We start from the raw sequence: 14,110 nt of genomic DNA on the forward strand, positions 1-14,110 counted from the left end.
GGGCCAGCCTCAGGCGGTGGCGCCGAAGATGGCTTGCCACAGGCGCATCACGTTGTCCGCATGCACGCGCACCCGTTCTGGTTCCACGCGGGCCAGGTCTTGCCCTTGCAGGCGCAGCTGGTGCTGGAGCTTGCGCAGCGCGCGGTAGGCGTCGGCGACCTGGGCGGCCAGCTGGGCGTCGATCAGGCCCAGTTCGCCACACAGGCGCAGCAGGGCGATATTGCCCGAGTTGGCCGTCAACTGCGGATACTGCGCCGCATGCTGGAGCACCAGGTATTGCACCATGAATTCAATGTCGATCATGCCGCCCGGATCCTGTTTCAAATCGAAGCTGCCGGGGCGGGGCGGATGCGCGTCGAGCATCTTCTTGCGCATGGCTACCACTTCGCCCTTGAGCGGGCCGTTTTCCGGGCGCTCCTTGCGCAAAATCGTGTCGCGGATGCGTTCGAAATGCTTGCCGATGGTGGCGTCGCCCGCGCAGAAGCGCGCGCGCGTGAGCGCCTGGTGCTCCCACACCCAGGCCGCGCTGCCCTGGTAGCGCTCGAAGGCCTGCACGCTGGAAACCAGCATGCCCGAGGCGCCGTCGGGGCGCAGGGCGATGTCGATGTCGAACAGGATGCCGGCCGACGTGTGCGAAGTCATCCAGGTAATGAAGCGCTGCGCCAGCTTGGCGTACAGGCCGGGCGCTTCCTGGTCGTCGTCGTCGAACAGGAAAATGACGTCGAGGTCCGAGACATAACCGAGTTCCTTGCCGCCCAGCTTGCCGTACGCGATGACGGCGAATTTCGGCACCTCGCGGTGGCGCGTCGGTAACGTTTGCCAGACGGCTTGCACGGTGGCGGCGACGATGATGTCGGCCAGCTGCGACAGGTAGTCGGCCAGCTTTTCCACGCTGAGGTCGCCCGCCAGGTCTTGCGCAAGGCACTGGAACAGCTGCGCGTGGTGCATTTCGCGCAGGATATCCATCTGCCGCTCCGTGTCGCCGGGCGCATCGTCGAGCTGGCGCTGCAGGTCGAGCGCCAGGGCGGCCGGGTCGGGCACCGTGTTGCGGATGCGTTCGTCTAACAGTTCATCGAGCAGGATCGGGTGCTGCGTGAGGAAGGTGGCGGCCCAGCCGCTGGCGCACACCATGCGTACGACGCGCTCGAGCGTATGCGGGTATTCCGTCAGCAGCGACAGATAGGCCGAACGGCGCGCGATGGCTTCCAGGAAATCGAGCAGACGGCCCAGGGTGGCCAGCTGGCTGGCATTGCCGTTGGACACGGAGCAATCGGTGATCAGGGGCAGGGCGGAATTGACGAGGGCTACGAGGCGCGTGCGGCTTGCCTCGGGCAACGATTGCAAACGGGGCGCCTGCCACGTGGCCAGCAGGCGGCGCGCGCAGGCGGCCGGCTCATGGAAGCCGAGAGCGGCGAAGCGCGCTTCGATGGCTTCCTGCTGGTCCGAGGCGGCGCAGTCGTTCGACGTCTGCGGGTCGATGCCCGTGTCGGCCGGCGGCGTGCCGCTGCTCTTGTCGCTGAACATCTCGTCGAACTGGCCGGCAACAAACACGCGGTGCGCTTCCAGCTGGGCCAGCAAGGTGGCGGTGTCGGGCAAGCCCATCATCTGCGCCACGGTCAGGCGGTCGGCGTCGTTGGCGGGCAGGGTATGGGTTTGCGCATCGTCAAGATACTGCAGCCGGTGTTCGAGATTGCGCAGGAAGGTGTAGGAACCGAGCAGCTGTTCCACGATGGCCGGCTCCAATAAGCCCTTGTCCGCGACCGTGCGCAGGGTGGCGCGCGTGGAACGCTCGCGCAGCTCGGCGTCGCGCCCGCCCCGTATCAATTGGAATACCTGGGCCAGGAATTCGATTTCACGGATGCCACCGCGGCCCAGCTTGACGTTGTTGCTGCGGTCCGGATGCAGCCGCTCCTGGCGGTTGACCTCGGCGCGGATCTGGCCGTGCATGGTGCGGATGGCATCAATGACGCCGAAATCGAGGTAGCGGCGGAAGACGAACGGGCGCACGATGGCGTCAAGTGACGCGATATCTTCCGGCTTGCCCGTCACGACGCGCGCCTTGACCCAGGCATAGCGCTCCCATTCGCGGCCCTGCACGATCAGGTATTGCTCCACCATGCCCAGGCTGGCGGCCAGCGGGCCCGAGTTCCCGTTCGGACGCAGTGCCATATCTACGCGGAAAGTAAAACCGTCTTGCGTAATTTCAGCCAGGGCGGCGATCAGTTTCTTGCCCATGCGAATGAAAAACTCGTGGTTGGACAGGCTGCGCTGGCCCGGTACGGTGACTTGCGTGTCGCCATCTTCCGGATAGACAAAGATCAGGTCGATATCGGACGAGACATTGAGCTCGCCGCCGCCCTGCTTGCCCATCGCCAGCACCATCAAGGCCTGTTCCTCGCCCGATTCCTCGCCGACAGGCATGCCGTGCAGGGCCACCATCTCGGCCATGATGGCGTCCACGTGCGTGCGGATGGCGAAATCGGCAAAGCCCGTCATGGCCGTGACGACTTCATTCAAGTCGGCCTGGCCTTCCAGATCGCGTGCGATCAGGCCGCAAACGAGCAGGTTGCGCAGGCGGCGCATGGCCCGCTCGGGCGGCAGCGGCGGGGTGGCGGTGTTCGCCTGGGCGGCCAGCTCGGCGGCAAAATCGAGCCCGTCCAGCGGCGCGCGCACCAGTTGGGCTACCTGCGCGGCGCGCTCGGGGGCGGCGTCCAGCCAGCGCTGGTAGAAACGGGAGGCGGAAATCAAAGGCTGTGTGCTCATGGTATCGGTAAGTGTCTCGTGGATGCGGCGTGCATGTTCTTGTTTAACTTGGCTGCGAACGGCGGGGGATGCGGTAAAATTATGCCGCTGGCCTCACGGCCGGCATTGCGTGCTCTTCCGGACGATGGTAAGGGAGGCTTTGCTCAGACGCAAGCGCAAGGATGCAGGCGCGCACCACGAATGCAGACGATTTTTGCCATTATTTGACGCCGGGCCAGTTTATTAGCTTATTGATGCAAAAACCGCCAGAAGCAAGCGTGACAGAACATGTGCCATTGGCTCTGCGCTGGCAGCGGCTGCGTGCCGCCTATCGCATGGCCAACCTGGCCACCCACCATGTGTTGGGTTTTACCATCAAATTGGTGCTGCTCGCGTATTTCGCCTTCGCCGTGCTGTTTTTATTCCTGCGCTACGCGATTCTGCCGAATATCGATTATTACAAAGGCGATATCGAGCGGGCGGCCAGCCGTGCGCTGGGCAACCCTGTCAGCATTGCGCGTATTTATGCCTCCTGGCATGGCGTTCGCCCCAATCTCTTCCTCGGCGACGTGACCCTGCGTGACCAGGCGGGCCGCCAGGCGCTGAGCTTGCCGAGCATATCGGCCACCGTGTCGTGGTGGAGCGTGCTGGGTTCAGTGCGCTTTACTACCCTGGAAATCACGCGGCCGGACCTGGACGTGCGGCGCAGCAAGGATGGCAAGCTGTACGTGGCCGGGGTGTTGATCGACAGTACGCAAGGCAGCGATGGCAAGGGCGCCGACTGGCTGCTGTCGCAACATGACATCATCATTCGCGATGGCAAGGTGCGCTGGACGGACGAGGCGCGTGGGACACCCGAGCTGGCCTTATCCCAGGTCAATCTGCTGCTGCGCAACCGCTGGCGCAGCCACCGGCTGGGCTTGCAGGCCACGCCACCCGCCAGTCTGGCCGCGCCCATCGATGTGCGCGCTCACTTCACGCATCCGCCTTTCAGCACGCGCATCTCCGATGTGTCGATGTGGAAGGGCGAGCTGTACGCCGACCTGAAAAACGCCGACCTGGCCGCCTGGCGCCGCTACCTCGATTACCCGTTCGAACTGAGCCAGGGCAAGGGCGCCCTGCGCGCCTGGCTGAGCCTGGATCACGCGCGCCTGGCCGGTTTCACGGCGGACGTGGGGTTGACGGATGTGACGGCGCAGTTGGGCGAGCATATCGCGCCGCTCGATCTGCTGTCGGTCAGCGGACGCATTTCGGCAAAAGAAGAGCTGTCGGCGCAGACACCCGACGGCAAACCGACGTTTGGCGCGAATGGGCACCAGGTGGAGTTGACGAATTTCGCGGTGGAAACCCGAGACGGCCTCAGCCTGCCGCCTACGACTTTGTCCGAGCGTTTCATTGCTGCCACCAAGCGCAAGCCGGCGCGCACGGAAATCACGGCCAAATCGCTCGATTTGCAAACCCTGGCCGCATTGGCCGACAAGCTGCCGCTGGGCGAACAGCAGCGCCAGCGTCTCGACGCCCTGGCGCCGCGCGGGCGTTTGCAGGATTTTGCCGCGCAATGGGAAGGCGAAATGGCGACACCGGTCAGCTACCGTTTGCGCGGCAAGTTCATCGATCTGGGCCTGAACGCGCAGCCGGTGCGCCTGGCCGTGGCGAAGACGGCGACCGGCCCCGCGCAGGCAGCCGCACCGGCTATCCCCGGTTTCGAACATTTGACTGGCAGTATCGACGCCAGCGACAAGGGCGGCAAGGTCGATATCGATGCACGAGGATTGGTATTGCAACTGGCCTCCTATTTGAGTGAGCCGGCCTTGCCATTCGAACAGTTCGAAATGGAGGCGCGCTGGGCTTTCCAAGCAGACAATATGCTACAAGTCGACCTGGACAGGCTTGATTTTAATCAAGAAGGCATGCGAGTCGCCCTGCATGGTTCGCAGCGTTTGCCTCTCGATGGCAAGAACCTGGGCCAGGTCGACTTGACGGGCACGATCGATAATTTCCAGATCAACACCATCGGCCGCTATCTGCCGCTGCAAACGCCCGAGCACCTGCGCCACTGGCTGACGGGCGCGCTGGAAAGCGGCGTGGCGCGCGATGTCAGCCTGCGCCTGCGCGGCGAACTCGAACATTTCCCGTTCAAGGCCGACACGCCTGCCCAGCGCAACCGTGGCGACTTCCGTATCGCCGGCAAGATCGAGAACGGCACCTTGAATTATGCGCCCGGCGAATTTGCGGAAAGCGGTCCGCTGGCGGGCAAGGCGCCCCTGTGGCCGCAGGCGGAAAAGATCAAGGGCAGTTTTGTGTTCGAGCGCGCGCGCATGGAAATTCGCGGCGACACGGCCACCACGGGCGGCGTGGCATTGACGAATGTCAAAGCCGTGATCCCCGACCTGACCGTGTTCGACACCTTGCTCGATATCGACGGCAATGCGGCCGGCCCGATGCAGGAATTTCTCAAGTACGTGACGGCCAGCCCCGTGCTGGGCTGGATCGAGCATTTCACGGATGAAACGGCGGCGACGGGCAACGCCAAGTTGGCCCTCAAATTGCACTTGCCGATCGAGCGCATGCTCGAGTCGACCGTGCAAGGCAGCTTGCAGCTGGCGGGCAACGATGTGGTGCTGTTCCACGACATGCCGCCCGTGCTGGGCACGCAGGGCAAGATCGAGTTCAACGAAAAAGGCGTCAACCTGAATGGTTTGAATGGCAGCCTGCTGGGCGGGCCGCTGGCCATCTCGGGCGGCACGCAGCCGGACAGCTCCATCCAGGTGAAAATTGCCGGCAACATGACCATCGACGGCTTGCGCAAGACCTATCCGGCGCCTGTGCTGCAGCGCCTGGCGAAACATTTGAATGGCGGCGCCCGTTACAGCGGCTTGATCACGGCGCGCGACCACCAGGTGGTGGTCAATGTCGAGTCGCCGCTGACGGGCCTGGGCCTGGATTTTCCCGCTCCCCTGAAAAAGCCGGCCGGCGACAGCCTGCCCGTGAAATTCACCCTGACGGGCAATGCGGCCAATGGCGCCGGTTTGCGCACGGACGATATCCGCATCGCGCTGGGCTCCGGCATCGCTGCCCGCTACCAGCGCCAGAAGCAGGGCAAGGATGCCTGGCGCCTGCTGCGCGGCGGTATCGGCGTGAACGTGCCGGCGCCGGAACCGGAGAGCGGCATGATGCTCAACGTCAACATGAAAACCCTGGACGTGGACAGCTGGATCGCCGCCGGCAGCGAGATCGCCGGCAGCGCGACGGCGTCCGCCGACAGCGGCGGCGCCGACGATGCGCCCGATATCGCGCAATACGTGGTGCCGGACATGATGGCGGCCCGCGCCAGCGAACTGATGCTGGGCGAGCGCAAGCTGGAAAACGTGGTGGTAGGTGCCACGCATCAGAAGGATGTGTGGCAAGCCAATATTGATGCGAAACAGGTGTCGGGCTATGTGACGTGGCTGGAAACGCCATCCGGCCTGGGCAAGATGACGGCGCGCCTGTCCTCGCTGATCATTCCGGAGTCGGCCGCCAACGATGTGAAAAATTTACTGGAAGGAAAAAGCGGCGCCCAGTCGATTCCTTCGCTCGATATCGTCGCCGAGCAATTCGAGCTGTTCAACAAGAAGATCGGCCGGTTGGAGTTGCAGGCCTATAACACCATGGCGGCGGGCGGACGCGAGTGGCGCGTGGGCAAGCTGCAACTGTCGAACCCCGATGGCGCGCTGAGCGGCAGTGGCAAATGGGTCATCAAGGATGGGCAGAGCACGACCAGCCTGCGTTTCGGCCTCGACATCGTCGACGCGGGCAAGCTGCTTGACCGCTTCGGCTTTGCCGACACGGTGCGCCGCGGCAAGGGCCGCCTGAGCGGCGACATCGCCTGGAACGGCTTGCCATATTCGCTCGATATTCCCACCTTGTCGGGGCAGATCGAGATGAACGTGGAATCGGGCCAGTTCCTCAAGCAGGACCCGGGCGCGGCCAAGCTGTTGGGCGTGCTCAGCCTGCAAGCCTTGCCCCGCTTGCTGAAACTCGATTTCCACGACGTGTTTTCCGAAGGCCTGGCTTTCGACGGCATCACGGCCAACGCCAGCATCAAGCGCGGCGTGGTGACGACGAACAACCTCAAGATGCATGGCGTGGCGGCCACCGTGCTGATGGATGGCACGGCCGATATCGCCAATGAAACGACGAATCTGCACGTGGTGGTGATCCCCGAATTTAACCTGGGCACGGGGCCGCTCGTATATGCGCTGGCCGTCAATCCCGTCATCGGCCTGGGCAGTTTCCTGGCGCAGCTGTTCCTGCGTGCGCCCGTGATGAAGGCGCTCACTTACCATATGCAGATCGCCGGCCCGTGGAAATCGCCCGTCGTGACCAAACTCGATGGTGGTAAATTGGAACCTGTCGCTGTGCCTGCCGCTGCGGCGGTGGAGGCCGTGGCGAAATAGGCGAGGCGTTCGAATGGATAAGAGGTGGCAATGATGCATACAGTCGCAGCAGTACAAATGATTTCCTCGCCTTCCGTGGAAGACAACCTGGCCACGGCGCGGCGCCTGGTGGCGCAGGCCGCCGCCGGTGGCGCGCAACTGGTGGTGCTGCCTGAATACTGGGCCATCATGGGCAAGCAGGAAACGGACAAGCTGGCCCATGCGGAACAGCCCGGCAGTGGCCCCATCCAGGATGGCATGGCGCAGATGGCGCGCCAGCACGGCATCTGGCTGATCGGCGGCACCTTGCCCCTGATCTCGGGCCAGGAGGGCAAGGTCTTGAATACGACGCTCGTGTACGATCCGCAAGGCGAACCGGCCGGCCGCTATGACAAGATCCACCTGTTCGGTTTTACGCGCGGCATCGAGTCGTACAATGAATCGCGCACCATCGTGCCCGGTGCGCAGGTGCGCGCTATCGAGACGCCGTTCGGCCGCGTCGGCCTGTCCATCTGCTACGACCTGCGCTTCCCCGAACTGTACCGCGCCATGGGCGATTGCGCGCTGATCGTCGTGCCGGCCGCGTTTACCCATACGACGGGCAGCGCCCATTGGGAAGTGCTGCTGCGCGCGCGCGCCATCGAAAACCAGTGCTATGTGCTGGCCTCGGCGCAGGGCGGCCTGCATCCGAACGGCCGGCGCACCTGGGGCCACAGCATGCTGATCGACCCGTGGGGCGAAGTGATCGCCGTGCTGCCTGAGGGCGAGGGCGTGGTCAGCGGCGAGATCGACCTGGTGTTCCTGGCCGGCGTGCGCGAGTCGCTGCCGGCCCTCACGCACCGCACCATGTAAATTGAATTGTGAGAAAAAGCCATGATCCCATTTGAACCCAATCTGTCCAGCCTGGCCGTGGCACGCGATATCCTGCTCACGCCGTTTGGCCTGGACGAAGACAAGCTGCTCAAAGCCCTGGGCACGATGTTTACGCACAAGGTCGACTATGCCGACCTGTATTTCCAGTCGACCAAGAGCGAAGGCTGGAGCCTGGAAGAGGGCATCGTCAAGACGGGCAGCTTTTCCATCGACCAGGGCGTGGGCGTGCGCGCCGTGTCCGGCGACAAGACGGCGTTTGCGTATTCCGACGACATTTCCGAGCGGGCCCTGCTGGAAGCGGCGGCGGCCACGCGCACGATTGCGCGCGCGGGCGCCGGCAAAATCAAGATCGCGGGCCAGATGCAGCCGCAAGGCGGGCGTTCCTTGTACCTGCCCAACGATCCACTGGCCTCGCTCGATGCCACGGCCAAGGTGCAACTGCTCGAGCGCGTGGAAAAGATGGCGCGCGCGAAAGATCCCCGCGTGGTGCAAGTGATGGCGGGCCTGGCTGGCGAATACGACGTGGTGCTGGTGCTGCGCAGCGACGGTGTGCTGGCGGCCGACATCCGCCCGCTGGTGCGCGTGTCGCTGACCGTGATCGCGGAACAGAATGGCCGTCGCGAAACGGGCTCGGCCGGTGGTGGTGGGCGCTTCAGCTATGACTATTTCAGCGATGCCGTGCTGGAACAATACGCGACGGACGCCGTCAATTCGGCGTTGGTGAACCTGGAAGCGCGCCCCGCGCCAGCCGGTCCCATGACCATCGTGCTGGGACCGGGCTGGCCCGGCATCCTGCTGCACGAAGCGATCGGCCATGGTCTGGAAGGCGATTTCAACCGCAAGGGTTCGTCCGCGTTTTCGGGCCGCATCGGCGAGCGCGTGGCTGCCAAGGGCGTCACCGTGGTCGATGACGGCACCCTGGCTGGCCGGCGCGGTTCCCTGAACATCGACGACGAGGGCAACCCGACGCAGTGCACGACCCTGATCGAGGACGGCATCCTCAAGGGTTACATCCAGGATACGATGAACGCGCGCCTGATGAAGATGCCCGTGACGGGCAATGCGCGCCGCGAATCGTTCGCCCACCTGCCCATGCCGCGCATGACAAATACGTACATGCTGGGCGGCGACAAGGACCCGGGCGAGATCCTCGCTTCCGTCAAGAACGGCTTGTATGCCGTCAACTTCGGCGGCGGCCAGGTCGACATCACGAACGGCAAGTTCGTCTTCTCGGCCAGCGAAGCGTACATGATCGAAAACGGCAAGCTCAGCTACCCGGTGAAGGGCGCGACCCTGATCGGCAACGGTCCGGACGTGCTCAACCGTGTCTCCATGATCGGCAACGACATGCGCCTCGATTCGGGCGTGGGCGTGTGCGGCAAGGAAGGGCAGAGCGTGCCCGTGGGCGTGGGGCAGCCGACCTTGCGCCTCGATGGCATCACGGTTGGCGGGACTGCCTGATCTTTTCGGGCACTGCGCGGCCAACAACGGTGTCGGATTACGCGCGACTGCGCCGCGCTAATCATCCTACCTACATTTCTGGCATGCTGATCGTGTAGGTCGGGTTAGCCCGAAGGGCGCAACCCGACACCACCGCTATTTTTCAGAATTTATACTTCACCCCCGCACTGATGAACCGTCCTGCCGCGCCCGCGTAGTCGAGCGGGTTGTAGCCCGTGGCGCCATACGTCAGCGGGTCGAGCGGGGCGATCTTGTCGAACAGGTTTTGTATCGTCGCAAACACTTCCAGCTTGGGCGTGGCCAGCCAGCGGGCCGTCAGGTCCACCGTGGTGAACGAGGCGATGCGGCAGCCGCGCGGCGCGTCCGTGCCGTCGGCGAAATGCGTGGCGCAACCGTCCGGGTCATTCTTGAACAGTATGTTGTCGAGCGGCGCACGGTAGTTGACGTTGGCCGTGACCCGCCAGTTCTGGCGTTCCCAGGTGGCGCCCAGGTTGATGCGGTCGTCCGGCGTACCCATGCAGTTGGACACATCGCAATTGCCATGCGTGCCGGCAAAATCGCGCTGCGTGCCATCGCGTTCCGTGCGCAGCCATTTGTACAGATGCGTCCATTTCAGGTCGAAGGTCAGGTTGCCATAGTCGCCGCCCAGGTTGAAGCGCTGGCGGGCGTCGATATCGATGCCGCGCACCGTCGTTTGCGCCGAATTCACATAGTTGGCCAGCACGGCCGTAATGGCGCCCGGATCGCCGGCAATGCCGGTGGCCGTCGATGGGTCGCGCGCTACGTTGCCGGCGGCAATGGCCGCATCCGTTTGCTCCTGGTTGATTTCATTCTTGCGGCGGATTTGCCACAGATCCACGGAAATGCTGCTGCGCGGCAGCGGGTCCCACACGGCGCCGACGGAAAAGCTGCGCGAACGCTCCGGCGACAGGTTCGGATTGGGCGAGGTGATGACGGCGATCGGCGCGGGATCGCACGCCACTTCCACGCCCAGCGCGCAGCGCAGCGGATCGCTGGCGGTGGAGAACGCGGCCAGGCCGCCGACGCCGTTTTCCGCCGCGCTGGGGGCGCGGAAGCCCTTGGCGAAGGTGCCGCGCAGGGCCAGTTCGCGCATGGGCGTCCATTTCACGCCCACTTTCGGCGTGTAGGAATTGCCCACGTCGGTGAAATGGTCGGCGCGCAGGGCGCCTGACAGCTCGACGGTTTTCAGCACGGGCGCCAGCACTTCGGCGTAGATGGCCGAGGCGTTGCGGCTGCCCTTGTAGGCGGAATAGCCGAGGCCGATGATATTGCCCCGTTCCGTGCCCGTGGTGGGCTTGAGTTCCGTCGATTCATGGCGGAATTCCGCACCCACGGCCACGCCCAGGCCGCCGCCGTCCAGCTTTGCCACCTCGCGGCTGGCCTTGAAGTCGATCTGCGCGATATGCGTCTTGGCATCGTTCGAGATGCGCGGCGACAGGGCCGCGTACAGCTCGGGCGAATTGAGGCCCGCGTTTTCCGCGATGCGCCACAGGCTGCCGGCCGGCAGGGCCGCATAGGCGGGGTTCAGGCTGGCCGCCGCCACGTTCGTGGCGGTCGGGTTGAGCAGGGCGAAGGCGACGTCGCGCTGCAGGTAGCCGTTCAAGTCGTTCGACACCTTGTTCTGCGAGTACAGCAAGGCGCTGTCGATATCCCAGCCCGCCACCGTGCCCTTGATGCCGGCCACAAAGCGCGTGAAGGTCGAATTGACTTCCGACAGGCGCGGTCCCACGTCGGCCGCCAGGTAGCGCAGCCGCGCCGCCGTGCCGAAATATGGATTGTCCGGGTGGGCTGCGCCGAGCGACACGCCCGCATTGCTGACGGGCCCGCCCGGGTAGCCGACCGAGCCGCTGACCGTCGATGGCGTGGTGGCCGAGTTTGATTCGCTGTGATACACGTTCAGTTCCGCATACGTCTGCAGTGCTGGCGTCAGTTGCCAGGCGGCGCGGCCGAAGAAATTGATGTTCTTTTGCTTGGGCTGGATCTGCCCGTACTGCTGCGCGGCATCGGTCAGGCAGCCGCCGCCCGGGTCGCCTTGCGGATGCGTGGTGAAGTTGCCGCAGGCGGCGCCGGGGAAGGTGCGTGTAAAACCCGCGCCGGACAGGTTGCCGCGGTTGTAGTAGTCGAGCGTGTCGGGATTGCGCACATTGCCGTTGACGGCACTGCCGGCCGCGTTGTTGGTGGTGATGGCGCCCGCACCGCTGAGCGACTCCTGCGCGCTGAAACCCAGGTCGCGCAAGTCGCTGCGGCCGACGGCGCCCCGTCCGGCCCGGTCGCGGTTCCAGATGGCGGCCTTTTCGCTGTACTCGAGGTTCAGCAGCACGTTGTAGCGGTCGCTGTCGATGTCGCCGAAGCCGTGCGTGATGGCGGCGCGCGCATCGCGCCCGTCCCACTCCTTCGTCTTGCCGTAATTGCCCTTGATGGCCGTGCCCTGGTAGTCGCGCCGCAGGATCACGTTGACAACGCCGGCAATCGCGTCCGAACCGTAGATGGCCGAGGCGCCATCCTTGAGGATTTCCACCCGTTCCACCGCTTCCAGGGGAATAATGTTCAGGTCGGCGAATACCTTCTGGCCATCGTCGGCCAGGCCATACGGCGCGACGCGGCGCCCGTTCAGCAGCACCAGGGTCGAGGCCGTACCCAGGCCTCGCAGCGATACGCCGGAAGCGCCGGCGGCAAAGCCGTTGCCGAAGGTGGTGGGCACCGAGCCCTGGTTGTCGACGGCTAGGGTCTGCAGCAGTTCGGCCACGCTGGACTTGCCCGATTTTTCAATGTCGGCCGCGTTCAGCGTTTGCACGGCCGACGCCGTTTCCGCCTGCGCGCGGCGGATGTTCGAACCGGTGATTTCCACGCGGGCAATCGGGGCAGCATCCTGCGCCAGGACGGGGAGACTCAGCAACGCACTGGCCAGTGCCAGGCCCAGTCTGGGTGGTGAAAAGGCAGCGGATGGTAAGGATAGGGTAGGGATCATGCGGTTCTCCGGAAAGGTCAGGCAGTCAAAGGTCGTTGATGCGTCCTTGAGTTTTGTCCGTGAGCCGATGCCGGGATTAGATCTGGATCAAGGAGTGCCCCGCTTGTCGTCGATAGAATGGCTGGCGTGGCGTGGTTGCCACGACGGACACAGCGGTAGTGGCCTGCGGACGGGTATGGGCAGCGCGCAACTTTTTATGCTTTTTAACGTACTTTGCAGTGTAAAACGGCAGCGGCATGCGGCTTTGCCGACAAATATGCTTGCCAACCCTTGCAATTTAGGTTTATAGTCGTTCATCACTTACGGATGACTCGCATGTTCGCTCGCCACTTTTTTACCGCTTATTTTTACTTTAGCAATTCCAACCCAAAGGCGGTGGAGTAGCGGTCGGTTCACGTAGCAGCAAAACGAGATCCCAGCAAATTCTAAAAAACCGCCACTGATGGCGGTTTTTTTTTACCCAGATGTTTTACCCATCCTTAAATTTTGGAGAAAATGATGCCCCGCACCGATGATTTGCGAATTCGCGAAATGAAGGAATTGACCCCGCCGTCCCACCTGATCCGCGAATTCGCCTGCTCGGAGCAAGCCGAACAGACAGCCGCCAGCGCCCGCATTGCCCTGCACCGTATCCTGCACGGCCAGGACGACCGCCTGATGGTGGTGATCGGGCCTTGCTCCATCCACGACACCAAGGCGGCGATGGAATATGCGCGCCTGCTGGTGAAGGAGCGTGCGCGTTTTGCGGGCGAACTGGAAATCGTCATGCGCGTCTACTTCGAGAAGCCGCGCACCACGGTGGGCTGGAAGGGCCTGATCAACGATCCGTACATGGATAACAGCTTCCGCATCAACGACGGCTTGCGCATGGCGCGCGAACTGTTGCGCGATATCAATGAGCTGGGCTTGCCGGCCGGTACCGAGTTCCTCGACGTGATCAGTCCGCAATATATCGCCGACCTGATCAGCTGGGGCGCCATCGGCGCGCGCACGACGGAATCGCAGGTGCACCGCGAGCTGGCGTCGGGATTATCCTGTCCCGTCGGATTCAAGAATGGCACGGACGGCAATGTGAAAATCGCCGTGGAAGCCATCAAGGCCGCCTCGCAGCCGCACCATTTCCTTTCCGTCACGAAGGGCGGCCACTCGGCCATCGTCTCGACCAACGGCAACGAGGATTGCCACATCATCCTGCGCGGCGGCAAAACGCCGAACTATGACGCGGCCAGCGTGGACGACGCTTGCAAGGCGATTGCGGCGCAAGGCCTGGCGGCGCGCCTGATGATCGACGCCTCGCATGCGAACAGCTCGAAAAAACCGGAAAACCAGATTCCCGTGTGCGCCGACATTGCCAGCCAGGTGGCGGGCGGCGACGACCGCATCGTCGGCGTGATGGTGGAATCGCACTTGGTGGCGGGGCGCCAGGATTTGATCCCGGGCAAGGAATTGATCTACGGCCAGTCCGTCACGGACGGTTGCATCGACTGGAGCGCCAGCGTGGCCGTGCTGGAAAACCTGGCGGCAGCCGTCAAGCAGCGCCGCCTGAAGGGCGACGCGGAATAAAGTGACGTGGCGCGCAGCATGAAAAAAAGCCCGGAAAGCTAAGCTTTCCGGGCTTTTCAGTTTT

The 14,110-nt window shown here is 63.8% G+C and carries 6 protein-coding genes; 4 read left to right on the forward strand and 2 right to left on the reverse strand.

The features are described 5' to 3' along the window. Positions 1 to 9: 9 nt before the first annotated feature. Entirely contained in the window at positions 10 to 2,763 is a 2,754-nt protein-coding gene (gene glnE, locus OPV09_RS06850; RefSeq protein ID WP_425324027.1) for a bifunctional [glutamate--ammonia ligase]-adenylyl-L-tyrosine phosphorylase/[glutamate--ammonia-ligase] adenylyltransferase, read from the reverse strand. 257 nt (positions 2,764 to 3,020) lie between these two features. On the opposite strand from glnE, the gene OPV09_RS06855 reads away from it, so the two are divergent. The 3 genes from OPV09_RS06855 to tldD are packed head-to-tail and all read left to right on the forward strand — an operon-like array spanning position 3,021 to position 9,494. After that, positions 3,021 to 7,181 (forward strand): YhdP family protein, encoded by a 4,161-nt coding sequence (locus OPV09_RS06855; protein WP_338680942.1) that lies wholly within the window; start codon positions 3,021 to 3,023, stop codon positions 7,179 to 7,181. Positions 7,182 to 7,211: 30 nt separating this feature from the next. Further along, positions 7,212 to 8,012: a carbon-nitrogen hydrolase family protein gene (locus OPV09_RS06860; RefSeq protein ID WP_034760185.1), complete on the forward strand. Its 801-nt coding sequence runs from the start codon at positions 7,212 to 7,214 to the stop codon at positions 8,010 to 8,012. A 21-nt stretch (positions 8,013 to 8,033) separates the two neighbouring features. After that, entirely contained in the window at positions 8,034 to 9,494 is a 1,461-nt protein-coding gene (gene tldD / locus OPV09_RS06865; protein WP_058050878.1) for a metalloprotease TldD, read from the forward strand. A gap of 142 nt (positions 9,495 to 9,636) precedes the next feature. Here tldD and OPV09_RS06870 read toward each other — a convergent pair whose 3' ends face one another. After that, positions 9,637 to 12,411 (reverse strand): TonB-dependent receptor, encoded by a 2,775-nt coding sequence (locus OPV09_RS06870; RefSeq protein ID WP_338680943.1) that lies wholly within the window; start codon positions 12,409 to 12,411, stop codon positions 9,637 to 9,639. Positions 12,412 to 12,981: 570 nt separating this feature from the next. Here OPV09_RS06870 and aroG point away from each other — a divergent pair. Further along, on the forward strand, positions 12,982 to 14,046 hold the full coding sequence (gene aroG, locus OPV09_RS06875; protein WP_034760477.1) for a 3-deoxy-7-phosphoheptulonate synthase AroG: 1,065 nt from the start codon (positions 12,982 to 12,984) through the stop codon (positions 14,044 to 14,046). Positions 14,047 to 14,110: the final 64 nt, after the last annotated feature.

Origin of the sequence: Janthinobacterium sp. TB1-E2 (assembly GCF_036885605.1) — a bacterium.
GTDB classification, from domain to species: domain Bacteria; phylum Pseudomonadota; class Gammaproteobacteria; order Burkholderiales; family Burkholderiaceae_D; genus Janthinobacterium; species Janthinobacterium aestuarii.